Here is a 25,141-nt window from a genome sequence, read left to right as displayed (position 1 = left end):
TGAATTCCTCCTCTTGTGTCTCTTGGGTAATCTTCCTGAAGTTATCATACAGGCAGAAGAGAGGAGCGTGGCCGAATAACCCTGAAACGTTAATAACGATCCCTTAACGTAGAAACTTAGATTAAAAGGCACAAAAAACGGTAACAAAAAGTGAAAGGAGCGGTAGCGACCGCCTGAAAGCTTTCCGCAGGAAAGCTCGCATCGTAAGCATATGCTTGGTTTGGATTTCTACCGCGAGGAGCGGTTACGATCAGGAAATCCAAATACAACAGCGGCCGGAAGTCCAAATGTTCACCGCAGTGACGGCGAAACTTAATGTTTAGTGCATTTTATATAGAAGCTTCGCGTGAGAAGGGGAGGATCACCATATTGTTGAATTCCCGATGCCCGGCTTCAATCGTCATATTGCCGCCGTACTTCTCGCAGATTCTGGAGATATTAGTCAGGCCGATGCCGTGGTATTCCGGGTCGGGCTTCCGGCTCTGCAAAGAGGTGGTCTCCGGGGCGGTATGATTCAGGATGCGGATGAACAACGCGGATTCACTGGAGTGCATCTGGATCAGAATGTAGCGGTCCTCGGCGAGCCGTACTTTTTTGGAGGCTTCAATGGCATTGTCCAGCATGTTGCCCAGCACGACGCACAGGTCATAACGGTCGATGTGAAGCTCACCAGGCAGCAGCTTAAGCCGGGTATCGATTCGGATGCCGTTCGCTTGTCCGATATTCAGCGTGTTCGTGACCAGCGCATCCACCGCCAGATGGCCGGTGTTGACCCGCTGGTAGGCATCCTCTACCTTATTCTGCGTAAGCTTGATATGCTCCAGAGCCGCGGCCGGATCATCCCGCCGGATACACTCTTCAATGTAGAGGAACTGCTGATGGGTATCGTGGATGATTCTTTTAATCGACTTGAAGCTGTGCACCGTCTTCTCATAGTTGGCGTCCTGATAGTTCATCTGGTGCTGGAGCTGGGCGTTCTCATGCATGAACTGGAACTTATCCGTTATCGTATCGAAGATATAGACGATCATCACATTTAGGAACAGGAAGCCGAGAATCGCAAAGAAATAATAGAAATCCTTCGTGCTGTTCACCGTAAGGACGTTGATCTGATAGGTGCTGATGAGCGGGACGAGCAGGAACATTACATAATACCGGTAGGGCAGGGATACGCTTCGCCGCTTGGAGATCAGCCGGATGATCTGAATGACAGGGAACATAATAATGCAGCTCAGGATCAGCCCCTTGATGAAGGCCGGCCGGTCAATCCCCGCACCCGAGTTCATGCTGGTATAGTCAACCGAATCTATCATTGAGAAAATATACAGCGACATAAAGCTGACCACCGTCATCAGCACAGCGTACAGCAGGGAGAAGATCACCTGAGTCTTCATCTCCACCTTATAGGCTTGCGCCATACTGAAGATCATCAGCAGAGCTATGCCGGAGGAGAAGAGAGGGGACAGCGGGGTGACCAGATAGAGGAAGCAGAGTATCCCGTAGATGAGGAAGTACATGATCCGGTTAGGCTTCCTGGCGGACTTATCAAATACGGAGGCAAAGAAGAATTGGGTCTGAAAGCACATCACCAGCACCACACAGACGACAAGGGTCAGATTATAGTGAGTCATAGGAGCTGCCCTTCATGATCATGAATTTGGTGTAGAAGTCCTTGACCTCTTTGATTTTGGACCGGCCGATGGGGAACTCCTGCCCGCCCGACATCAGCACGGAGCCGCCCGCGAACTTGTGGACATGCAGCAGGTTGATAATAATCGAACGGTGGATGTGCAGGAAATGGCTGTCCCGCAGTGCTGAAGCGTACTCTGCTATAATTCCTCTGGTCTCATAGATTCCTGTGGTGGTAATCACATTCAGCTTGCTCTTGACCGTCAGGCTCTTGGCCGCCTCAATGCCGATGATATCATCATGCCGCAAGACGACCTCCTCATACCCGGACTTGATGACCATGAACTTCTTATCCTGCGCCTGGAAGTAGTCACACAGCTTAAGAATCTTCTCCTCCAGGAGCTGCGGGGCGACCGGCTTGATCAGATACTGGAAGGTAATCACGTCGAAGCTCTCCACCATATATTCAGGGTAGCTGGTCAGGAAGATAATCTGTTCGTCAAAATGCTTCCGGCTTCTCAGCCGTTGCGCCGCCTGAATCCCGTTCATCCCGCCCATCTCCACATCCAGAATCAGGATATGGAAGGGGGCTCCGCCCCGTTCATAGTGTGAGATTAAATCTTCTCCGGAAGGAAACAGCTCAATTTCGAATTCGGTATCCGTCTTGACGGATAAGCCGACCAGAATCCTCTTCACCAGCTCCCGCTGCTGTTCTTCATCCTCACATATCGCTACTCGATACATCCAAGTGCCCCCCTTTATTCAGGCGCATGGCCTAAGTGGATAGTTGTATACAACATTATATAGTATGGCAAGAGAAATGAGCAGAACAGGGGGCCAAAGGCAGAAGTTAATCCCTGGACTGCACAAGCGGAGTGCTGAACATCCGGAGATCAAGGCGAACGCTACGCTTTTACGGGGGGCGCTCCGCCCGCTCCGCTGTTTAAGTATATGCTCCAGGAACTGTTGTCACTTCCACAGCCGCAGCAGCGGCCCGGCCTCGCCATAGACGGGATCGCGCTCCGGCAGCGGGACTTCGCGGATCTCGGGGAGCGCCGCTGCGAAGTCCTCCGGGGTGGCCTGGCGGGTGTTATAATCGGCTCCGCCGGGATAAGCGCCTGCGATGCGGAAGTCCGGCGAGGCCGAGAGCTTCTTGTGCGCGGTCCCGGCAGGCAGCACCACAACGTCCCCGGCCTTAACGTCGGCGGTGTACCCGGCATCTCCGCCAAGCTGGAGCTTGGCGCTGCCGGAGATCACACCCAGTACCTCATGCGCGTTGCTGTGATAGTGGTGGTAAGGGAAGACGCCGTTCACCCAGCTGTTCAGCCAGCCGTTGGCATTGAAGATCTGTTCAGTATCTTCCGGGTGGTCCCGCAGCACCCCTTTATATAGCACGGCAGGAAGCTGCGGATTGTTCGGCAGCAGGCCATCCGCCTGGAAGCTGAGCTTCACTATAGATTCGTCCGACTCCCGGCATACCGAATTGTATTCTGACACACGGATCATCTCCTACGTGAATTTTGGTATATATATAGAATTACCCTAATGTTAGTAATGTATCTTGTCCGTGTGAGAATTACTACAATTAGAAGAAGGACTCCCGTTTCGCTGTTTCTAGTTGCACAGAATAGAGCGACCGAGCCTAGGTTGAGTAACTTAGCAGGTGGAATCCCTGCTTGGAAAGGCGAAAGCCACGCCACCAATAGCGAGTCTTGGAGCGGCAGGGGTAACCCTACCGTTTAAGCGTAGACAGTTAGGATGCAGGCCTGAAAGTGATTGAGCCTCGAAACGCAATAAACGGGAAGGTCGACGGGCTTATTCTCCCGGAAGACAACATGATTCCAGCCGAAAGGGCGAGGATGGAGGAGCTTCCCCGGGGTCGAAGAGCCAGGCATGTATACCCATTGGTTACTCAGCAACTCGGGAGACCCTGGCGCTCTTCTGCGAGAGAAGTACTCTTTAGGAACCTTTACAGGAGTATGGCAAACAAGCCGTAACACGTAAGAATGCCAAACGGCGTCCAGGGAGTCGGATTGCCGCATAAGACCTGTGAAACCCCTGTAATGGGGGCGGAGGAAAGGCAGGCGACACCCTATCAATCTTGGTAAGGACACATTGGCCACACGCAGAGGTGGGAAAAAAAAATGGAAACGAAATTAGCAAGAATAGCAGAAATGGCCAAAGAAGATCCGAAGTTACGGTTCACCTCCATCGGACATCTTATTGACGTAGAAGCATTAACGGAAAGTCACAAAGAGATGAAACCGGGAAAAGCAACGGGAGTCGACGGATCGACCAAAGAGACGTACGAAACCAACGTGGAAGCGAATGTAGCACATCTAGTGGACCGGCTAAAGCGAAAAAGCTACAGACCTCAGCCGGCGAGAAGAGTCTACATCCCAAAGGACGAGAAAAGCATGCGGCCCCTAGGCATTCCTGCGTATGAGGACAAACTGGTGCAACATGCGCTGAAAAGAGTGCTCGAAGCCATTTATGAACAAGACTTCCTGGATTTCTCGTATGGATTTCGCCCGAACCGAAGCATGCACAGTGCGCTGAAACATCTAAACCGGGTCATTGAACATGGGAAAACCAGCTATGTCGTCGATGCGGACATCTCGGGTTTCTTCAACCACGTGGATCACGAATGGCTGATGAAGTTCCTCGAACTACGAATCGGAGATCCAAACATCCACCGGCTGGTGAGACGGATGCTGAAAGCGGGCATACAGGAGGAGGGACACGTTGAACCGACGGAGGAAGGAACTCCCCAAGGTTCGGTGGTGTCGCCCCTGCTAGCCAACGTCTACCTGCACTATGTCCTTGACCTATGGTTCACCGTGACGGTGAAGAAGCAGTGCGCGGGGCAAGCCGAAATGGTGCGCTTTGCCGATGATTTTGTGTGCTGCTTCCAGTACAAAGAAGACGCAGAACGTTTCTATACCGCGCTTGTGCTCCGGCTGGAGAAATTCGGGCTAAGCATTGCGGAAGAGAAGACAAAAATCATCGCGTTCGGTCGCTTTGCGGAAGCAGAGTCACGGAGGAAGGGCGAAGGGAAACCGAAAACATTCGATTTCCTAGGGTTCACACACTACTGCGCCAAGAGCCGAAGAGGAACCTTCCGGGTGAAGCGTAAAACGAGTGGGAAGAAGTTCAGACAGAAGGTCAAAGCCATGAAGAACTGGGTCAGGTGGAATCGGCATATGAAGCAGGAGGAGTTTCTAGGCGTCATCCGGGCCAAATTGTCGGGTCACTACCGATACTACGGAATCACGGATAACGCGCAGAAAATGAAATCCTACTACCTGCAAACGCTGGACTTGATTTACAAATGGCTAAACCGCAGAAGTCAGCGCAGGAGCTTCACCCGGGAGAGATTCTACGAAGTGCTTAAAGAATTCAAGCTACCGAAGCCGCGGATCTACGTCAATATCTACGACTAAGGCCAACTGTGAACGATGGGGTGAAGAGCCGTATGCGTAAATTGCGCACGTACGGATCTGTGAGGGGTAGGGGCACAATCCACGATGGAGAGGCCCCGCCTACTCGACCACTTATCCCTGTTTTTTCGTTACGAACGCAGCTTTATCCCTTACCAATATTGGGTTGATCCTGCACCCGTTAGCGATTTCTGCACTTACATTCAAGTAGGTGATTGTATTTCCTGCAATAGAAAACGCATAGCTGACCGTAAAAGGAGATTCTATTGTATTTCATACCGTAGAATGTTGTGTTTTGGGTGAAAACTGGCCTTTGTTCAACATTCCATTGTACGGAATGCAGTAGATTCTATTTCGAAGCCTTTTTTCCAGCCTTCCATTGTACAAAATGCAGTTACTGTCGTTCCAGCACCTACAGCATCCGAATGACTCCTCTGCGAATGAGACGCTGGTTCGTTAAGGTCCGGTAATACCTTAATTTGGATATGGCATATCCTCAGCCTGCGATTGGTGAAATTATAAGTGCAATAAATATAGCGGGGCTATTTTCTATCTGCTTGTAAAAGGGTAATTGATGGCATACAGTGTAACGTAGCTGTTATAGAGGGTTGTGAAAGGGAGGGGTTATAGTGAGAATTATCCGTAAAATCAGTACCCTGCTGGCTGCTGCAGTTCTGCTGCCTGCCATCCTGCTGCCGCCGGGAGCTGGGGCTGCTCCGGCACAGGCGAAGGCTGCATCGGCCGGGACAGTGGCTGCTGCCGCTTCAGCAACACCGAGTCCGGTAACGAACGGCCTGGTGCCGCTGACGGGGGCGATCAATGGCAATCTGCCGATCCATATGTCCATTAAGGTGGAGAGCGGCGGCAAGCTGACCGGCAGTTATTATTATGACAAATACAAAAAGACGATCAGACTCACCGGCAATGTCAACGGCAAAATCGCCCATATGTATGAGTATGATGCCAAGGGCAAGGAGACCGGTCATTTCCAGGGCTGGTGGATTCCCGGCACCGGCTTCGCCGGGGTATGGAGCAATCCGGACGGTACCCGCCAGCTTCCGGTAGAGGCATTGACGTCTGCCGCCGCAGCCAGCTCCAAGGTGCCATCCGCTGCGGATTGGCAGGGGGAATGGTATATGCAGAGTCAATCGCCTTTCTATGGCTCTTATGTGGAATTCAGCAATGTGAAGAGCGACAAGCTGGTCTTCTCGGTGGATGCCTATGATGGAGCCCATTCCGGCCAGCTGTATGAAGAGTCGGCAGTAGTCCGCAAACGGATGGCCGTCTATAAGGAAGAGGACGGTTCGGTGGTCTTCTTCTATCTGCTGAACGGCAAGCTGTACGTAACCAGCCCTTCGCCGGTGTATTCTGCTGGGGCTAATGTAACCTACACTGGCGAATATACAAGAGATCCGAACGAGAAGGTCTACACGCTGAAGGACACCGGCGTCTTCAAGACGGCGGCGGAGGACAAAGCCTTCCGTAAGCTGGTAGGGGAAGATTATGATCTGTTCCTGTACAGTATGCAGCTGCTGGATGAGCCGAAGGATCTGGATGGTAAGGGGGCAAGAGTGGTACAGGGCGGCGTGAGAGGGCTGTTCACCTTTACGGAAGCCATCATCATGTATGATAAGCAGGGCCATTTCTGGGCGGCTGCGCTCGATTCGGATGAAGCCTCGGATTCGGACGAGGTTCCCGAGACCTTCGTGCGGTTCTATACGAATGTTCCCGGCACCAGCAAGCTGCCGAAGACGATTGTGCAATGGATGGAGCCTTTCTCTGATTACGAGGTGGTCTACATGAATTTCTAAACCTCGGGCAGGAGCGTTTTAACTTCTCCCTACCGGGTACAATGAAAGAGTGAGGGTCCGCCTGACATGGGTAGCTACTGCATGAGAACCTGTGTACACCGGTTATGTCAGCGGATTCGCATGTCCCGCAGCTTCTCACTGAAAGGACGGGACAGCGCCATGCGCAGGTCCTCCCGTTGGAATGGAGCTGCGGGTGCAACAAGAAACGGTATGCCTAACCCCTGACCGGGGGTGCCGGCATACCGTTTTTGTATACATAAGGGTCAGGTATATAGCCGCTTCCAGTTCCCATACCAGCGCTCGACCTTCGCGGAAGGAGTGAGCTTCAGGTCCCGCCAGAGCAGGTTGCGGAGCTTCTCATATTGCTCCTGGACGAAGCTGAGCTCCCCCAGCCGGTTGTAGAATTCCATAAGCGCCAGGTAGCCCGGCTCATGATAGGGGTGTAGCTCCACAATCTGCTGATAGGTGTTGACGGCTTTGGTGATATTCTCCTTGGCGGTATAATAATCGGCCAGCTCTGTGGCATGCTGCAGGGAGAGATTTCTCAGCCGCTGGCGCTCACTCTCGGCCCAGAGGTAATCGTAATCGCCCAGGAAATCGCCTGTATAGAGCTTCAGCAGCTCTTCATGCTCTGTGACATTACGATCACCAACCGGGTCCAGCGAGACAATGCCTTCTTCCCAGAGGACAAAATCAATCTGTGCGTCCCCGCTCTCCAGCATATAACCTTCACCCACGCTTGCATTACTGATGACGAGGCTGATGTCCGACCGCTTCAGCGATTGCCGGAGCTGATAGATCGCCGTATACAGATGGGTGGACGCACGCTTGAGCGAGATTTCGGGCCACAGCAGCTCAACCAGCTTGTCCTTGACGACGATCCGGTCGTGGTAATAGAGCAGATAAGCGAACAGTTCCTGAGACTTGGAGGTCCGCCAGCGAAAGTCCCTGATCGGTATTCCATCCCGCTCGAACTGGATGGAATTGAAGCCGCGGATCAGCAGCGAGTGTTTTTTGAGTTCTTTGTGCATAGCTTTTTTGCGGTTCCTGATTCTCTGAATGGTTCTGCTGAGCCGTTCCCTGGGGACGGGCTTGAGCAGGTAATCCTGGGCACTGGCCTCGAACGCCTCCAGCGCGAAGCTGTTATGGGCGGTTACGAATACAATGGCTGAACGGGGGCAAATCTCCTCCAGCCTCTTCGCAGTCTCCATTCCGTTTATCCCGGGCATATCAATATCCAGAAAAATAATATCTGCATCCCAGTCTGACGCTTCGCTTAAGGCCAGCAGCGGATTGGTATAGGTTGCCGTTACAACGGCAGATCCCAGCGCTCTGAGTGTCGATTCCAACTGGATCAGAGCGAGACGTTCATCATCAATCAGCACTACCCGAAGCATTGCCTCACCTCCTCATACAGGATATAGCCGGTGGAGGAAGGGTTCACTCCATCCACCGGACGGGAACAATAAAGGAGACGGTGGTTCCATGGCCGGGACGGCTCCGGATAGACAAGCCCTGCCCGTAACGTTCAATCAGCCGCCGGTTCGTGTTCCAAATACCGATACCGGAGTCCGTGTCTTTGTTCTTCTTCAGCAAGCGTTCAATTTCAGCCTGCTCCATGCCCTTGCCGTTATCCTGAACCTCGAAGCGGACATGATCCCCCAGCTCTTCAATGCGGATCATGAGGGTGCCTCCCTCGATAAGACTAAGCAGTCCGTGCCGGACGGCATTCTCTACCAGCGGCTGCAGGATCAGCGGAGGGATTAAGAGCAGTCCGCTGTAATTCCGTTCCCACGCGACCTCCAGCCGTTCCCCGAACCGGACCTTCTCGATATACAAATAGGCTTCGACCAGCGACAGCTCCTGACGCAAGTGAACCAGCTTCCCGGTATTCATCAGATCGAAGCTCGCGCGCAGGAAGGAGGAGAAGGCGTCAATCAGCTCCTGCATCTGGCGGATATCAATCTGGCTGAGCGTCGAGATCGAATTCAGCGTATTGAACAGGAAATGAGGACGGATCTGCGCCTGGAGGTAGGCGATCTCCAGGCGCAGGTTATGCTGGATGCTCTGCTTCATCCTCGCCAGCCCCGTAACCCGGTACTTCAATTCCAGGCTATCGACCGGCTTGGTCACATAATCATTGGCCCCCAGCCGGAATCCGTAATAGATCTCCTCACGCCGCGCACGAGCCGTCAGCAGCAGCACCGGCAATTCGGAGGCCGAATACCGCTCCCTGACTTGCCGGGTAAGCTCATACCCTGACATCTGTGGCATCATCACATCCGTGATTAACAGATCCCAGGATTCCTCTCCCAGGTGCTTCAGCGCCTCCTCACCACTGAGCACCGGAGTCAGCCGGTAGATATCCTCATGCAAAATGGTGGAGAGCACCCGAAGATTCACCGGATCATCGTCAACCACCAGAATGTGGAGTATGGCTCCATCCTGATCCTCCTCAGCCGCCGGGAACAGAGGTGAACCGGCAGGGAGCGGCGTTTCGCCTCTGCCCTGGAAATAGGGCGCCTGAGCGTTCAACGAAACGTCCGGCCATTCCTCTGCTTCGCTCCCGCCGAACCTGCCGTCCGTGAAGAAAGGCCCGTCTGCCAGCGGCAGGCTGAAGCGGAAGATGGAGCCTTCCCCCGGCCTGGACTCCACCGTAAGCCTGCCCCCGTGCAGCTCCACGAGCTGCCGGGTAATACTCAGGCCCAGACCCAGGCCGCCCCTGTCCTGCCCGCCCGCCTGTTCATAGGGCTGGAAGATACGGCTGAGTTCTTCCAGGGCGATCCCTTCACCGGAATCGGCAACGCTGATCAGCAGCTGCCCGTCTGCCTCCTCAGCAGATATCCGTATACTGCCGGATTCGGTGAATTTCACGGCGTTATGGATCAGGTTGAACAGAATCTGAATCAGCCGTTTCTCGTCCGCCCATACGCTCGGGAGCGCTTCGGATGCGCTTACATGAAGTGTCAGGTTACGGCCTTCCGTCAAATAACGGAGCATGTCCGCAACTCCTGCCGCAATTGTATAGACCGATAACGGCACGGGGTGAAGAACCATCCGGTTCTCCCGCAGCAGGGTCAGATCCATAAGATCATCCAGCAGCTGCGACATTTGTCGCCCGATGCGGACAAGCAGCTCCAGGTCGCCGGATTCTTCCTCAGGGCAGGCTGTCCGCCTCTTGTCATATTCGGTCTCAGCAATGCTGATCATTCCATGCAGCGGAGTCCGCAGCTCATGCGAGGTGCTGATCAGGAAGCGTTCTTTCTGCTTATCTGTTTGCACCAGCTGTTCATAGAGCACTCTGCTCTCGTCGGAGCGCCTGATATATTGCTTCAGTCCGTAGGCGGAGAATCCGACAATAGCAGCCAGAATGTCAATAGAGTAGAACGGGAGGTTCTGCCGTTCACCGTTCAGCGTATTCCCCCATACGACCCCTGATACAATACAGGAAGCGATGAAGGTAAGAAAGCTGACGTCCCTTTTCCGTTTATATACCATTATTCCGAAAATTACAAACATCCAGCACGGGGGAATCATATACAAAAGGCTGAAATAAATAGTGGCATTGGACAATACGAGATGGATCGGCAGCACACTTATACAGAGAGTGTATAGAACAAGGAGGAAGCTGTAGATCTTGAAGGCCCACCCTACGGCTTGAGCGCTGTAGAATTTGTAGGTCAGCAGCAGCATGAAAAAGACCATCCATACATAAGACAGGAGCCTGATCTTGATCATCCACGTATAGTTAAGCGGCAGCACAATTAGCAGCAGGACATCGTTGTCCGCTGCAATGGAGAGAGCTGTCGTAATCAGCATAAGAGCAAACAGCAGCAAGACCCGCTGTTTTTTGGCAAGCACATACAGGATGCAGACATACAGGGCGTGGAGCAGAAGGATGACGATAGTGGTTAGCTGAAAAGCGGTGGAGTACCAGCGCTCCTTCTGAATGGAGGATTGGGCGCCGAAGCGGATGGAGTAAGAGATTCCTCCCTTCTCCCCATGCTCGAAATTGGCTGCCTGGATCAGCACAAGCATCTCCTGCTCTCCCGCAGGCAGGGGGTAGTCAACCGTATATGAAACAGCCATCGGCCGGTGTAGCTCCCTGTCTACAGCAGGCTGACCCATCGCCGGATACACCTGGCCGTTGACTTCGATCCGGGAAGAGGCCTGGATCTGCTGTACCCAGAAGGAATAGGGCTCATCCAGGGGCTGATCCACTAGAACACGCAGAGCATAAGTCCCGTAGCCGAGAGAAGAGCCGGACAGGGCGGACTTCCAGTTACCCGGAACATTCATCATGAGCGGAGCTCCGGCAGTCCCTGAGCGGATATCGCTCGCTGTCACGAGCCGGTTCGGATAAAAGGCCCATTCACCGTCGAGAACCAGCGAGTGGGCATTCTTGAGATGCCAGCCGCGCAAATCCAGCGCGCCTCTGGACGCCCCGGGCTGCTGCGGAGCAGCAAAAATCTGCTGCCATACCGTGTGCATTCCCAAGAGCAAAGACATATATAACATTGTTAAAGTCAAATGTTTGAAGTAATATTTGGAATTTGTATTCATCATAGTGTAATGAGTTCGACAAAGGAAAGGCTTAACCTTCTACAACATCAAATAAATTCTTGAACAAACTGGAGCTGCGGCGGCGAATTGTCACTGGAACCTTGACTGGTGTCAGATTCGGTCTTTTGTCCTGCTTTCCAGGCTGGCCAGTAGTGCTGCTTGCACAACCCTTTCGCATAATGCCTTCTGTCGCAGTTCTCTATCGTGCATTTTCTTTCATTAATGGCCCTGAGTCTCCCCATTGTATATCCCTCCATGAAAGTTTCGTTTCAAGTCAAGCCCATTATAGAGAGACCTCATAGACAAGAACTGAACAAAATTGGAATTTAAATTCCAATAATTCTCAATACAGAAATAAGCAGCCCCCTTGTGCAGAAGTGTCTTTGTCTGCCAGGAGGGGCTGCTGTATTCAAGTCAAATCTATTGTAACTCGTAAATACTTAGGTTTGACAGGTCTGTATTAAATGTCTGAGTTCCTCCTCCAGCGCTTAATACAGCATTTGCTCTGAGATAGAGTTCTATTGATGCCGTCGGTTTGAGGATACCCGCTGATTGAACCGTATAATCCCAGTTACCTGTTGTAGAACCTGCTGATTCAGTGCCGTAATAGGTAATATGCATAATTTGACTACCGAGATTAGTTAATACTTCTACAAGGGTCACATCACGATTTGCAGGTGCTGTTATTCGAAAAGAAAAAGAAACGTGATACACGTGATTTTGTAGTAGATCTATACTCTGGCCAGCGCTAGTTAGTGTAATACTTCCATTACTGTCATTATATATTTCTTGAAATACCAGTCTTGAAAGGGTACTGGGTGCGGTGGTAGTAATAAGGCCGAACAAAGCATTGGGGTTATTTATATTTAGGAAAATCCCTGTAGCCCCGGTGAGGCCGGTGAGGCCGGTGAGGCCGGTAACGCCGGTGAGGCCCGTAGCTCCAGTCAATGCGATGCCGGTAGCGCCGGTAACCCCAGTAGCGCCAGTAGCACCGGTAGCCCCAGTAGCACCGGTAGTGCCAGTAGCGCCGGTAGCACCGGTAGCGCCGGTAGCGCCGGTAACCCCGGTAACCCCGGTAACCCCGGTAACCCCGGTAACCCCGGTAACCCCGGTAACCCCGGTAACCCCGGTAACCCCGGTAACCCCGGTAACCCCGGTAATGCCTGTAAGGCCAGTGAGCCCCGTAACGCCAGTAACGCCAGTAACACCGGTAGCGCCCGTGAGCCCCGTAACGCCGGTAGCGCCCGTGAGCCCCGTAACGCCGGTAGCGCCCGTGAGACCCGTGAAGCCGGTAGCGCCAGTGACTCCTGTAGCTCCGGTAACGCCTGTAAGACCTGTGTTACCGGTGGCCCCTGTTTCTCCTGTGGCTCCCGTGAGGCCCGTGACTCCTGTAGCGCCGGTAATACCGGTAATGCCAGTCAGTCCGGTGTTTCCGCCTGTTCCGACTGGACCGGAACCTGTCGGGCCTGTAGGTCCTGTAACCCCGCTCTGTCCGATCTCTTCCCACGTTGTCCAGGTGCCCCCTCCGTCCTGGCTGCTGCGGTAATACAATGCAGGGTTCGAGATATAGAGCTGCTGTACATAAATTCCAACCCTGGAGACATACAGTGTCCAGACCTCAGGATGGACGACCGGCGGATTGAACGGGGGCGCCGGTCCATTAGGATCATCAGAGCTGTAGACGCCTGGTTGATTGAAGGATTCCAGAGGGGAATCAGAGTCCTCCTCGTTATAGGACACTGCGCCAACGTCGGCAGCGTCCAGAACAACTATACCGGCTTGGCCGTTGACGATAACTGCCCCACCGGGGGCACCCGTAGGCCCTGTAGGTCCGGTGGCCCCGATGACGGCAACGGGCAGATCCGCGGCGGTATCCATCTTCGAATCCAATATCATTTCCAGCATGGAGGTTGTGTTGAGCATGGATCGCACGTTGTTGTTAACCTGCAGTAACTGCGCTACTGTAGCGGGCGGTCCGCTTAGGCCCGGCAGGGTCCCCAAGGCATACTGGATTTTCTCACCTTCTGCATTAATAATGTGTGCCAGACCCAGTTCTTCCATAGCGATGGAAGAGAAGATCAGATTAACGGCATCATCCCGTGTCAATGACACGGACGGTGTTATATTGGGTAGATTGGGTGTTGACAACGAAAACCCTCCTTCGCTCGTACTTTCTCTTACCTCAAGAAGCTTACTTTACCTGAAAGATGCTTACATTGGACCAGGTGCTATTGAACACTGCTGAAGAAGGAGCTGTGGAAAAAGTAAAAACTGATTGTAGTATTAGGGCTTGCGTCGTTGTAGCATCCGTTTTAATTAACCCGCTGGATTCCAGCGTCATGGCTGTTGTGCCCGTGCCGCCAGCAGGAGCTTTGCTTCCAACATTGGTGATGTGTAGGCGGGTACCGTTCAGGCTGGCGAATACTTCCCCTGAAGTTACAGTAATGGTACCAGGAGTGATCGATACTCTCATGGAAAAGGACATATAGTAGGTGGTGTTAGGCTGTAGATTAATCGTGTTTCCTCCAGATAACGTAATGGTGTTGTTGCTGTTATCAATTAACATAGTGAGTGGTATGGTTGCGGTAACACCTACGGTTGCTGCGCTTGGCTGGAACATAGCACTCAAGTTCGCGCCGGTAGCTCCAGTCATGCCGGTCATGCCGGTCATGCCGGTCATGCCGGTAACGCCGGTAACGCCAGTAAGACCGGTCATGCCAGTAACGCCGGTCATGCCGGTCATACCGCTGACGCCGGTAACGCCGGTAACGCCTGTGAGACCCGTGAGGCCCGTGAGGCCGGTGAGACCCGTGAGGCCAGTAACGCCCGTGAGACCGGTGAGACCCGTGAGGCCGGTGAGACCGGTAAGGCCGGTGAGACCGGTAACGCCCGTGAGACCGGTGAGGCCGGTGAGGCCGGTGAGACCGGTATCGCCCGTGAGACCGGTGAGGCCGGTGAGTCCGGTGGCGCCGGTAAGGCCGGTCATCCCGGTGAGGCCAGTAACGCCGGTAAGACCAGTGAGGCCAGTAACGCCGGTCATGCCGGTCATACCGCTGACGCCGGTAACGCCGGTGAGTCCGGTGAGACCGGTGAGGCCGGTAAGACCCGTGAGGCCCGTGAGACCTGCGGCTCCGGAGAGGCCGGTGAGTCCGGTGGCGCCGGTGAGTCCGGTAAGACCGGTGAGTCCGGTGGCGCCGGTAAGGCCGGTGAGACCTGTAAGGCCAGTAAGGCCAGTGACCCCTGTCGGTCCGGTACCCCCTACCCCTGTGACCCCTGTAACGCCAGTCTCACCCTGTTGTCCAATTGGGACCCAGCCGCTAGGCCACGTGGCCCCGTTATCCTGACTACTGCGGTAGAAGAGGGCAGGGTTCGAGATATAGATCTGCTGTACATATTCCCCAACCCGGGAGACATACAAGGTCCAGACCGGCGGATGCGCTACTCCCGTCGGACCATTCTGGGGTGCTGGGCCAGTGGGGTCATTGGAGCTATAAACACCGGCCTCTATGAAGGAGTTAAGATCAGAACCAGAATACTCCTCAGTTATGGGAAATGCGCCTACATCTGCAGCGTCAAGTACCACATCCCCGATCTGGCCGTTGACGCTGGTGACCTCACCGGGTTCACCTGTGAAACCGGTAGCACCTGTGGGTCCAATCAGGGTGGGTACACTGGCGGCCGTCGACAGCTTTGAGTCCAGCATCATTTCCTGTCTTAGGATCATATTCAGCATGCTTTGCGTACTGCTGTTCACATCCAGCACCTGCTGCAGGGTGGCCCCTGGTCCGGTAATTCCCGGCAGCGTACCCAGGGCGAACTGAATTTTCTCTCCTTCTGCATTAATAATATGTGCTAGACCCAGCTCCTCCATTGCAATGGAAGAGAACAAGAGGTTCACGACATCATCCCGTGTCAATGTAATCGTCGGGGAAATATTAGGGATATTCGGTGTAGACAAAATAAAAAACCTCCTTATTTGATGGGATCATACAATGTATTCCTGACGGTTCTTGTCTGTACTAGACAGTAGCCTAAGTACAAGGTCCAATAAAATTTCATTAATTTTCATTCGTATTTAACCTCCGCTCTGCATATAAATGATTTACTAAGTCCGTTAAATCCACCAAACGCAGACACCTAGTGAAGGAGGGGATTGTTTGTCCACAGAAGCTTCAACCTTGCGTGAACAGATTCTGAAGCTGACCAGCCAATTCTACAGCAGCCGTTGGCCTGGCCGGTCATTCGTGCCCGGACGCGATTATGTGCCGGTCAGCGGCAAGGTGTTCGACGGGGATGAATTAATGAGTCTGGTCGATGCTTCGCTCGATTTCCATTTAACGGCAGGCAGATACACGGGTGAATTCGAGAGGCGCTTCGCCCAGATCATGGGAAGAAAGCACACCCTGCTGGTCAACTCCGGCTCCAGTGCCAATCTTCTAGCAGTTGCGGCGCTGACTTCACCGCTGCTCGGTGAACGCCGGCTGCTGCCGGGCGATGAGGTGATTACCGTTGCCGCCGGATTTCCGACCACGGTCAATCCGCTGATACAACATGGACTTATTCCAGTATTCGTCGATGTCGAGCTGCCTACTTACAATATAAATACAGCCCAGCTGGACGCGGCGCTCAGCCCCCGTACCAAAGCGGTTATGCTGGCCCACACCCTGGGCAATCCCTTCGACCTGGCCAGCGTTAAGGCCTTCACGGACCGGCACGGCCTGTGGCTGATCGAGGATACCTGCGATGCTGTTGGATCGCTCTATGAAGGGCGCCCGGCCGGTTCCTTCGGCGATCTGGCGACCGTCAGCTTCTTCCCTGCGCATCATATGACTATGGGTGAGGGGGGGGCCGTACTTACCTCGGGTGCCCGGCTCAAAAAAATTGTCGAATCTCTCCGCGATTGGGGCAGGGACTGCTGGTGCCAGCCGGGAGACGACAATACCTGCGGCAAGAGGTACGACTGGACCAAAGGCGAGCTTCCGTCCGGGTATGACCACAAGTATACCTACAGCCATATCGGCTACAATCTGAAAGCTACGGATATGCAGGCTGCGATTGGCGTCGCCCAGCTTGATAAGCTGGATAGCTTCCATACTGCACGTAAACGTAACTTTGATTATCTTAAGGCTGCGCTGAAGCCTGCCGAAGAATGGCTTATTCTGCCGGAAGCGACTCCCCGGAGTGAGCCTAGTTGGTTCGGATTTCCGATAACAATGAGAGAGGGTGCTCATCTCTCCCGTAATGATCTCGTGCGAAAGCTGGAGGAGGCGCGGATTGGCACCCGGCTCTTATTCGCCGGGAACCTGCTCAAGCAGCCGGCTTATTCCGGTGTAGCCCACCGCATTGCCGCGCCGCTGACCCAGACGGACAGGATCATGAACGACACGTTCTGGGCAGGCATCTATCCAGGACTAACTACGGAGATGCTTGATTATACTGCCGAGGTGCTGCTTGGCTTGCTGAAGGGTAAGGAGGTTAGACCATGAAGGTGGTTATTCTGGCTGGGGGATACGGGACGCGCATCAGCGAGGAGACCGATGTGAAGCCCAAGCCAATGATTGAGATCGGCGACAAGCCGCTGCTTGTGCATATTATGGAGAACTATGCCAATCAGGGATTCGATGATTTTGTCATTTGTCTGGGGTATATGGGGCATGTCATTAAACAATATTTCGCCGATTTCTATCTCCAGAGCTCGGATATTTCTTTCGATTTCGGTAATGGCAACCAGATCACCCGCCATAACCGTCAGTTACGGAACTGGAAGGTAACACTTGCAGACACAGGCAAAGAGACGATGACTGGAGGAAGAATCCGGCAAGTCCAGAAATACATCGGCAATGAACCCTTCATGCTGACCTATGGGGATGGTGTTGCGGATATTAACATACAGCAGTTACTGGACTTCCACCGTTCTCACGGGAAGCTGGCGACTGTGACTGCGGTTCAGCCGTCGGGTCGTTTCGGAGCGCTGGATATTGTGGAGGAGACCAGAGTAACCGGCTTTGTGGAGAAGCCCAAAGGGGACGAGGGCTGGGTAAACGGCGGTTTCTTCGTACTGCAGCCGGAGATCTTCTCACTGATCGAGGGGGATAGTACGGTCTGGGAACAGGAGCCGCTCCGGGAACTGGCCCAGCGGGATGAACTCAGAGCTTACAAGCACCACGGCTTCTGGCAGCCGATGGATACGCTCCGTGATAAGCGGTATCTGGAGCAGCTATGGCGGGAGGGAGGTCTCCCGTGGATGCAAACACTCTGACATCAGCGGATTTCTGGAAAGGGCGGCGCGTGTTCGTGACCGGACACACCGGCTTCAAGGGGAGCTGGCTCTGCTTGTGGCTGACGATGCTGGGTGCACGGGTAAGCGGGTACGCCTGGGACCGGGATGAGCATAAGCTCTTCACGCTAACCGGAGCCGAGCGGGAGGTCAAAACCGTCTGGGGGGATGTGCGGAATCGGCAGCGTCTCGATGCAGCATTGCGGGAAGCGACCCCGGAGATAGTGTTCCATCTTGCCGCTCAGCCGCTGGTCCGCGCTTCTTACCAAATCCCCGCAGACACCTTTGAGGTGAACGTGATGGGTACGGTGAATCTGCTGGAGGCTGTATGCAGCGCCGTGGATTCCGGAATGGGAATTAAGGCTGTCGTCAATGTTACAACAGATAAATGCTATGACAACCGTGAGTGGATTTGGGGCTACCGCGAGACTGATCCGCTGGGCGGATATGATCCCTATTCTGCCAGCAAGGCGTGTTCGGAGCTGGTCACACAGGCTTACCGGAGCAGCTATTTCCTGCCGGCGCGTTATGCCGAGCATGGAGTCGCTGTCGCAACCGCCAGGGCGGGCAATGTCATTGGAGGCGGCGACGATTCACCGGACCGGCTGGTACCGGATTGTCTGCGGGCATTCGCTGCGGGGGAGCGGCCGCTGCTACGCAGTCCGGGGGCAACACGGCCCTGGCAGCATGTGCTGGAGCCGCTTGGCGGCTATCTGCTGTTAGCCGAGCAGCTGGTGCGGGGAGGGGCGGACTATGCAGCCGCCTGGAACTTCGGTCCCGAAGAGGAGAGCATACACTCCGTGGAGAAGGTTGCGCTCCGGCTGGCAGGGATCTGGGGAGAGGGAGCCGGCATTGATATTGCGGCTTCCTCCGGGCTGCACGAGGCAGGCGAACTGCAGCTCGACAGTACCAAGTCCCGCCGCCTGCTAGGCTGGCGCTCGCGCTGGAGTGTAGAACAGGCGCTGCAGAAGACAGTGGAATGGCACAGGGCGCTGGAAGCAGGGCAGGATATGCGGAGGATCAGTGAGCTTCAAATACGCGAATATATGACAGAGAACCATTAGGAGGGCGAAATGATTACTATCAGTCTATGTATGATCGTACGGAATGAAGAGAACGGCCTGGGCCGTTGCCTGGATTGTGTAAAGGATATTGCTGACGAGATTGTAATTGTCGATACCGGTTCGACAGATCGCACTAAGGAGATCGCAGCAGAATATGGTGCGGTGATCTATGACTTTGAATGGATTGATAATTTCGCCGCAGCACGTAATGAAGCTTTCAGCAAGGCGACTAAGGAATACATTCTGTGGCTGGATGCTGACGATACCATTGAGGAAATAGATAAGGTGCGGTTCAAAAAGCTGAAGGAGACTTTGTCACCGGAATACCAGTCTGTGACGATGCCCTACAATCTGGGATTTGATAGCGAAGGCAGAGTGACCACGAGCTTGAGACGGAACCGGCTGGTCCGGCGTGAATGTAACTTTCAGTGGGTGGGACCGGTACACGAGTACCTGGCAGTCGCCGGTTATACACTGGACAGCGACATCTGTATCACCCATAAGAAGGATAAATTGCATACTGACCGTAATTTGCGTATCTACCGTGGACGTCAGGCCAAGGGTGAGGACTTCTCTCCACGTGATCTCTACTATTTTGCCAATGAACTTCGGGATCATGCTATCTACGAGGAAGCATTGGAATATTACGAAAAGTTCCTGCAGACCGGCCAGGGGTGGATCGAAGACAACTATCAGGCTTGTCTGAAGATGTCTGAATGCCATGGGCATTTAAAGAACAAGGAAGGTAAGCTGAATTCGCTTTACCGCACCTTGAACTATGATATTCCACGCTCGGAATTTTGCTGCCGTCTTGGTGTGGAGTTCTTGGAGGCAGGGCAGTATCAACAGGCCATTTACTGGTTTGAACTAGCGGTCACACTGCCAAAAAGATCGGAATCCCTGGGGCTGCAGGATATGACGTCTACAACCTGGGTGCCACATCTGCAATTGTGCGTCTGCTATGACCGTCTGGGTCAGTACATGAAGGCTAATTATCACAATGAATCTGCGCTTTTCTATTATCCCTCACATCCCAGTATGCTGCACAACCGGAAATATTATAAAGAGCTTCTGGGTGAATCCTTTACTGAATTATTTAAAGTTTCTTAGAAGCAGCATCCGCTGCCCGGAAGCAGTACAACAGACAGGCAACGTTCTTCGGAACGGGGCCTGTCTTTCTTTTTTTGGGGTAAGAATCACACAAATAGGTATTTTTACACATTTATTTTGAGGCACATGAATACCATTAAAGTAAATAAGTCCATTTATCCACTTAATAGAGGAGAGATGTTATATGGTACGCCACTACACGCAACTGGAAATGATCAATTTATCGAAATTGCCCCCCACTACAGTGAAGAGATGGTTGGAGTATTTCTCTTATTTTGTGCCGGGAACCCGTCAGGGAGACCAGGTGCTCTATCCCTATGAAACTCTGAAACTGCTAAAACGGATCAGTGAGCTGCGAATGGAGCGTTATCATCTAAGCACCATTGTGCGTCTGCTGATTGAGGAAGGATTCCCGATGTACGGCAAGGGAGAACAAGAAGCACCCGCTATAGAGCAAACGGAAATCGACGCTGCCGAGTCTCCACAGCCTGACAGGCAGCAGCAGCTTGTCGCCTCTCTATCGTCCCTTGCGAGTGAGCTTGTCCGAATTGCGGATCATCTGAATCACTGGAAGGTGCAATAGCTACACAAGTCCTGGAGAATTCCTTGAGCTGCTAATTCTGTGATTAAGGCTTGTCCCTCTCTAGGCACCAGCGTGCCTGTCGGTTCGAGTATACACCAAGACTGAGGGCTCCAGTCCCCGGAACAGGCAGAAAGCGGGTCAGCCGCCTGTTCTTAGCATCGGGTGTTCCGCTGTTGCGCCGCAACCCTCAGTATATTGTTACGAGCTGGCTGAAGAATTGACGGAGACCCGTTATTCTTCCTCCTCTTCAATGTCTATTTCAAGCTCTTCTTCCAGCAATTTTTCCGACAAGGCACCAGAGTCGCTGAGCAGGCGCAGAATCCGGTCCATCTTGCTTAGACTCAGCCATTGGCCCTTGGTGATCTCTTCCAACAATCTGGCAGTTGTATTATTTAACTGGATCATATTGCGGAAGTTCATATTTCCGGGATTGGATAGTACGAAGGCCTGCATAGCTTCCGCTTCTGCATTGATGATGTGAGACAATGACATCTCGTTGATAGCGATAGAGGTAAGCAGGAGAGAGATGCTTTCCTCCCGCGTAAGCGAGATATCAGGGGTTATATTGGGAATGTGGGGCATTGACATGCAGATCTCCTCCAAAACGTGAAAGGTTGCATTGCGCTTAATTGTCCGGTCATAGCTATGTATACTTCAGGCACAGATTGTCCTATTCCTGTTATTCTTTGAAATCCGTCAAATCCGATATACCTTGGACTAATGGTGATAGGGACAACTCAAAAGCACATATATATAATGGTATAGAAATGATGCTAAGCGGCGGAGGTGAACAAGCGATGCAGAAGCGTGAACAGTTGATCAAAGCGATTATTCTGGCTGCGGCACTGGAAGAGGAGGCGGTCTCAGCTTTGATCGCGGCTGAAATCCGCAAGCTTGAATATATGATGGCCGCCGAAGGAAGCTTGTGGACAGAATCGAATATAGAGAATCTCAGCGCTCTGCGGGAGGCGGTAGCCAGAGTCATCCTAGCCTTGGCGCAGAAGCAGGCCATGATCTGCAGGACACTGGATACCAGCAGGCGCCTGCTGGGAGAGGTGAATGATTATGAATACTGAATCCCGGAAATCGGAGGATGAACTGCTGGTGAACGCGATCCATAAAACCATGGGACAAATGGAGCAGCTGAAGCACGCCTGCCTGCGCCTCTCAGTCAATGCAGATGAGGAACTGGCGCTGTTTATGCAGGAGACCCGCAGGCTGCTTGACAAGGTTCAGACATCCGGTCAGGAGCCGGAGAAGGAATGGAATGAGCCCGAAGAAGAGGTTGCGGCATTCATTAAGAGCGCCGTCCAGAACGCCGTACGTCCCGCCGCTGCTCCATTTGTATCCATGCGTAAGCCTGCCTTTGCCCAGCGTAAGGCAGGTCGGTTCATACAGAAGCGCTCTCCGCAGGTTAAGCGCAAACGCACTTCCAGCGCGAAGAGAAGCAGGACGGAACACGTGCGCGCAACAGGAGAACGTACAAGGTCGCTGCGGCAGCCGAGTGTGCCTGAGCCGAAGGTGATAAAGCCTAAGCAGGAGCCGCAGTCGCCGAAGAAAAAGCTGGAGTCGCAGCCGCCGAAGCCGAAGCTCGAGCTGCAGTTGCCGAAGCCGAAGCTCGAGCTGAAGTCACAGCCGCCGAAGAAGACAACAAACCTGAAGGCAAGTGAACCCGTAGAATATTCAGGAATTATAACCTCGTCCAACCTGAAGCGTTCCTTCTAGAGTATGCCGGTCCGCCGGACGTTGTCATCTGCCGGGAAGCTGCCATACTCCGGCTTCCGGGTCATAACTATCCACAATTCTGGCGGGATTTCCCGCCGCAATGCAGAAATCCGGCAAATCTCTGGTCACTACACTGTTGGGTGTGATTCTGCATCCTTGACCGATACTGACGTTGCCCACAATGACGCAGTGGGCACCGATCTCACTTGTGGCACCGATCCGTACGCGTTGGCTGCTGGAGGTGATCCACTGGTCGCGTATAGGAACGCCGACCTGGCTGTACTGATGGTTGGTATCGGAGATATAGACATCAGGTCCGATGATGACATTCTCTTCAAGCACAACGCTGTTCGCAGCGGCGATAATCAGATTGCGGCTGCAATAACAGCCGTCTCCAATGGTGATGGCGGGTGGCTCCCCTTGACCGGGGTGTATCACGGTGAACCAACTGTTCTCAAGGATATGCACTTTGCTGCCGATAGCGACTTTCTCCGGACAGTTGATATCGGTTTTTTGTACGATCAGGCTGCCGGGACCATATTGGTAAAAACGATTTTGAAAATCCTCGCTGATGAAGTCCATCCACAATCCACCTTTCATTAATTGGGCGAGCCATCTTCAGACCCGCCCAGCGTTGCAGATTTACTGGTGTCTGGCCTGAATCGTTTTGATATGTGTATGGAGATCCTCAAAGTATGACTCGTTGCGGTAGGCCTCGACTAAGACCTCTTCGAAATCTGCGGGTTGCAGTTGCTGGAGGTTGTTCTCCAGTAAATAGTTGTACCACCAGAGCAGAAAGGAGTAGGCAATATGTTTTTTCTCGGCCGCAAGCGCGGCTTCACTCAATCCTTTATCCAAGAAGTAATTTAGAATATTCAAATAAGAATGAATGAACGTCTGGGCGAAGCTGTATCCGCCGGTTATCTTGCCGCTGCTCGTCAGCAGCTTGCGGCGATAGACGCAATAATCCGGTGTGATACCGAGAATGGAGAACTCCAGATAGACCTGGATAAGATTGGAGCCAATGAAAAGCTCTGGCGTGGGAATCTGTTCAAATTCCTTCCTGCGCATGGTGATTCCGGATACAAATGTGCTGTAGATAGAGACATGCCTTACATAATTGCTTATGCCAGCCCCCCGATCGACCCGTCCGGTGTTCTGAAGTATATCCAGGAAGATTAGGCTGCAGTCTTTGTTTTGTTCTATAACACTGTACAAAGCCTCAAGAGAGCCCGGCAGCCAGTAATCATCGTCACCGTGCAGCTTGATGAATTCACCGCGGGCATAGCCGGCACATTTCAGGAAATTGTAGTCCGCGCCTTCGTTATGTTCGTTGCGGTAGTAGCGGAGGTTGGGGTAACCTAATTGATACTTTCGGACGAGTTCCTCAGTGCGATCTGTGGAGGCATTGTCCGAGACGATCACCTCGAAGTCTTCCATTCTGGCGTTCTGGCTGTAAATACTGTTCAAGCAGACATCAAGCTCCTCTTCGCGGTTATAGGTTGGAATGCAAATGCTGAAGAGGAGGGGCTTGCTGTGGATTTCTGAAGGCAGGGTATCTTCTATTGTAGGCACAACATCTTCCAACACTGGCAAATGCTCTATTTCACCGGAGAGTACACCGACCCTTCTCCATTTCCTGATCATAGGATCATATTGTTTGATTACCCGGGCCGGAGCACCGACCGCCACGCAGTAATCGGGAATCACCGTGCCGGATACCACGACCGCGCCTGCACCAATGACACAGTTTCTGCCGATGGACACTTGTCCTGTTATCACGGCATTCATGCCGATCCAACTTCCGGAGCCAATGGTTACGGTGTGGCTCCAGGAATCCACGCCCTGTTGCATGATGGGAAGATCAGGGTTCTGATAGGCGAGGTTGTGGTCCGAGATATGGACACCCGGCGAGATGATTACCTGGGAACCAATTTCGATACGGTTGACCGCAGACAGGCAGCACCTGCGTCCGATATCACTTCCGGAGCCGATCACGATCCGCGGCTCACCGATGTAGTTGTTGTAAGGCAGCATCATCCAGCACTCAGCCTGCAGTTTGATTTCATTGCCCAGAGCTATGCCCTGCGTACCAAATAAATCGCATGTGGAATGGATGTCGCATCCGCTGCCCAGCCGGTGGAACTGGTGCGGTCCATAGCTTTGGCCATAGCCATAACGTTCCAGAAAGACCTGCTTGGCTTCAGCGAAACCGTTGGCCGTATTCGGAATACCGCAGTCATGCAGACACCAGGAAAGATGCTGCTTGGGTATGCCTACTTCATAACCGTTTGCGAGAAACTCCTGGCATTGCGAAATATCATAGAAATGCCATCCGTCAAACCAGTCTTTACGCCAAGGGATATCATATTGCGTGACCAGCATCAGTCCGTCGAGACTCTCCACACTTTCATAATCTCCCGCCGGCTGCAGAAATTCCATGGGCTTGAGCATACCCGTATGGCTCTCAACCACTTTGCCATATTTGTGTGGGGCCTCCCACCAGGTGCCGGAAGACGGAAGTACTTTAGCACCTACGACTCCAAGAATACCTAAAGACGGATGATCGGTGAACAGGCGTACGATGTCTGCAATAAAGTGGGGGTTAAGGATATGGACGTCCTGATGAATATACACCTTGTATTTGGCATCCGATTGGCGCATAGCCTCATCGTAGCCTGCTGTCAGGCTTACGGCTCCCCTCACCATTTGAATATCTGCTTCATATCCGTCCGGGATGATTAATTGCTTCAGATTCAGTTCGCTGCGTTGGGCCAGCCCCTCGTCGTTTACACAAATAATGAAACTTATTTTACAGTCATCCATGTCGCTCGATCCCTCTCTTTTAACCCTCCAGGTCCGGCATCTTCCTTATTTACTGGACTTTGTGGACCCGAGGCTTTCGGTTTTGCCATCTGTCCGGGCATAGTCTATGTATA

General features: G+C 53.0%; 19 protein-coding genes. 9 read left to right on the top strand and 10 right to left on the bottom strand.

Annotated elements, in window-relative coordinates; genetic code table 11:
• Positions 1 to 329: 329 nt before the first annotated feature.
• The 3 genes from MKY86_RS21630 to MKY86_RS21620 all read right to left on the bottom strand — a co-directional run bounded on the left by MKY86_RS21630 (position 330) and on the right by MKY86_RS21620 (position 3,126).
• The gene (locus MKY86_RS21630; protein WP_076076329.1) at positions 330 to 1,631 is read right to left on the bottom strand and encodes an ATP-binding protein; all 1,302 of its coding nucleotides are present in this window, start codon (positions 1,629 to 1,631) and stop codon (positions 330 to 332) included.
• Positions 1,618 to 2,373 carry a LytR/AlgR family response regulator transcription factor gene (locus MKY86_RS21625; RefSeq protein WP_076076332.1) on the bottom strand — a complete coding sequence of 252 codons (756 nt, stop codon included), beginning with the start codon at positions 2,371 to 2,373 and terminating at the stop codon, positions 1,618 to 1,620. The genes MKY86_RS21630 and MKY86_RS21625 overlap by 14 nt, the downstream gene beginning before the upstream one ends.
• Before the next feature lie 225 nt (positions 2,374 to 2,598).
• Positions 2,599 to 3,126: a cupin domain-containing protein gene (locus MKY86_RS21620; protein WP_340827465.1), complete on the bottom strand. Its 528-nt coding sequence runs from the start codon at positions 3,124 to 3,126 to the stop codon at positions 2,599 to 2,601.
• A gap of 647 nt (positions 3,127 to 3,773) precedes the next feature.
• Here MKY86_RS21620 and ltrA point away from each other — a divergent pair.
• Together ltrA and MKY86_RS21610 are read left to right on the top strand one after the other, a co-directional pair.
• Positions 3,774 to 5,072, top strand: a complete 1,299-nt coding sequence (ltrA, locus tag MKY86_RS21615) for a group II intron reverse transcriptase/maturase (RefSeq protein ID WP_076086932.1) — start codon at positions 3,774 to 3,776, stop codon at positions 5,070 to 5,072.
• A gap of 626 nt (positions 5,073 to 5,698) precedes the next feature.
• Positions 5,699 to 6,880 (top strand): hypothetical protein, encoded by a 1,182-nt coding sequence (locus MKY86_RS21610; protein ID WP_076086859.1) that lies wholly within the window; start codon positions 5,699 to 5,701, stop codon positions 6,878 to 6,880.
• Between the two features lie 263 nt (positions 6,881 to 7,143).
• Here MKY86_RS21610 and MKY86_RS21605 read toward each other — a convergent pair whose 3' ends face one another.
• From MKY86_RS21605 to MKY86_RS21590, 4 genes are all read right to left on the bottom strand, one after another.
• Positions 7,144 to 8,277, bottom strand: a complete 1,134-nt coding sequence (locus tag MKY86_RS21605; protein WP_076086856.1) for a response regulator — start codon at positions 8,275 to 8,277, stop codon at positions 7,144 to 7,146.
• Positions 8,278 to 8,320: 43 nt separating this feature from the next.
• On the bottom strand, positions 8,321 to 11,389 hold the full coding sequence (locus MKY86_RS21600; RefSeq protein ID WP_340827464.1) for a hybrid sensor histidine kinase/response regulator: 3,069 nt from the start codon (positions 11,387 to 11,389) through the stop codon (positions 8,321 to 8,323).
• 474 nt (positions 11,390 to 11,863) lie between these two features.
• Positions 11,864 to 13,591 carry a collagen-like protein gene (locus MKY86_RS21595; RefSeq protein WP_340827462.1) on the bottom strand — a complete coding sequence of 576 codons (1,728 nt, stop codon included), beginning with the start codon at positions 13,589 to 13,591 and terminating at the stop codon, positions 11,864 to 11,866.
• Between the two features lie 43 nt (positions 13,592 to 13,634).
• Positions 13,635 to 15,401 (bottom strand): pyocin knob domain-containing protein, encoded by a 1,767-nt coding sequence (locus MKY86_RS21590; RefSeq protein WP_076086330.1) that lies wholly within the window; start codon positions 15,399 to 15,401, stop codon positions 13,635 to 13,637.
• Between the two features lie 199 nt (positions 15,402 to 15,600).
• On the opposite strand from MKY86_RS21590, the gene rfbH reads away from it, so the two are divergent.
• From rfbH to MKY86_RS21565, 5 genes are all read left to right on the top strand, one after another.
• Positions 15,601 to 16,929 (top strand): lipopolysaccharide biosynthesis protein RfbH, encoded by a 1,329-nt coding sequence (gene rfbH / locus MKY86_RS21585; protein WP_076086327.1) that lies wholly within the window; start codon positions 15,601 to 15,603, stop codon positions 16,927 to 16,929.
• A complete protein-coding gene (gene rfbF, locus MKY86_RS21580) occupies positions 16,926 to 17,702 on the top strand; it encodes a glucose-1-phosphate cytidylyltransferase (RefSeq protein ID WP_076086324.1) in 777 nt (258 codons plus the stop codon). The genes rfbH and rfbF overlap by 4 nt, the downstream gene beginning before the upstream one ends.
• A complete protein-coding gene (gene rfbG / locus MKY86_RS21575) occupies positions 17,684 to 18,784 on the top strand; it encodes a CDP-glucose 4,6-dehydratase (protein WP_340827461.1) in 1,101 nt (366 codons plus the stop codon). Before rfbF ends, rfbG begins: the two co-directional genes overlap by 19 nt.
• 9 nt (positions 18,785 to 18,793) lie before the next feature.
• On the top strand, positions 18,794 to 19,894 hold the full coding sequence (locus MKY86_RS21570) for a glycosyltransferase (RefSeq protein ID WP_143803911.1): 1,101 nt from the start codon (positions 18,794 to 18,796) through the stop codon (positions 19,892 to 19,894).
• A 184-nt stretch (positions 19,895 to 20,078) separates the two neighbouring features.
• On the top strand, positions 20,079 to 20,477 hold the full coding sequence (locus MKY86_RS21565) for a MerR family transcriptional regulator (RefSeq protein ID WP_076086321.1): 399 nt from the start codon (positions 20,079 to 20,081) through the stop codon (positions 20,475 to 20,477).
• A 231-nt stretch (positions 20,478 to 20,708) separates the two neighbouring features.
• Here MKY86_RS21565 and MKY86_RS21560 read toward each other — a convergent pair whose 3' ends face one another.
• Positions 20,709 to 21,065, bottom strand: coding sequence for a hypothetical protein (locus MKY86_RS21560; protein ID WP_143803910.1), 357 nt, complete (start codon positions 21,063 to 21,065; stop codon positions 20,709 to 20,711).
• 209 nt (positions 21,066 to 21,274) lie between these two features.
• Between MKY86_RS21560 and MKY86_RS21555 the strand changes: the two genes are divergently transcribed.
• Both MKY86_RS21555 and MKY86_RS21550 read left to right on the top strand, forming a co-directional pair.
• Positions 21,275 to 21,553 carry a hypothetical protein gene (locus MKY86_RS21555; RefSeq protein WP_076086315.1) on the top strand — a complete coding sequence of 93 codons (279 nt, stop codon included), beginning with the start codon at positions 21,275 to 21,277 and terminating at the stop codon, positions 21,551 to 21,553.
• A complete protein-coding gene (locus tag MKY86_RS21550; protein WP_076086312.1) occupies positions 21,543 to 22,202 on the top strand; it encodes a hypothetical protein in 660 nt (219 codons plus the stop codon). Before MKY86_RS21555 ends, MKY86_RS21550 begins: the two co-directional genes overlap by 11 nt.
• Before the next feature lie 24 nt (positions 22,203 to 22,226).
• Here the strand turns inward: MKY86_RS21550 and MKY86_RS21545 are convergent, their stop codons facing one another.
• Together MKY86_RS21545 and MKY86_RS21540 are read right to left on the bottom strand one after the other, a co-directional pair.
• A complete protein-coding gene (locus MKY86_RS21545) occupies positions 22,227 to 22,784 on the bottom strand; it encodes an acyltransferase (RefSeq protein ID WP_076086309.1) in 558 nt (185 codons plus the stop codon).
• Positions 22,785 to 22,844: 60 nt separating this feature from the next.
• The gene (locus MKY86_RS21540) at positions 22,845 to 25,028 is read right to left on the bottom strand and encodes a glycosyltransferase (protein ID WP_076086306.1); all 2,184 of its coding nucleotides are present in this window, start codon (positions 25,026 to 25,028) and stop codon (positions 22,845 to 22,847) included.
• Between the last annotated feature and the right edge of the window lie 113 nt (positions 25,029 to 25,141).

It is taken from the genome of Paenibacillus sp. FSL R7-0333 (assembly GCF_038000365.1).
GTDB classification, from domain to species: domain Bacteria; phylum Bacillota; class Bacilli; order Paenibacillales; family Paenibacillaceae; genus Paenibacillus_AQ; species Paenibacillus_AQ silagei.
Note: the sequence above shows the minus strand (reverse complement) of the source record. Positions and strands in the feature narration are given on the sequence as shown.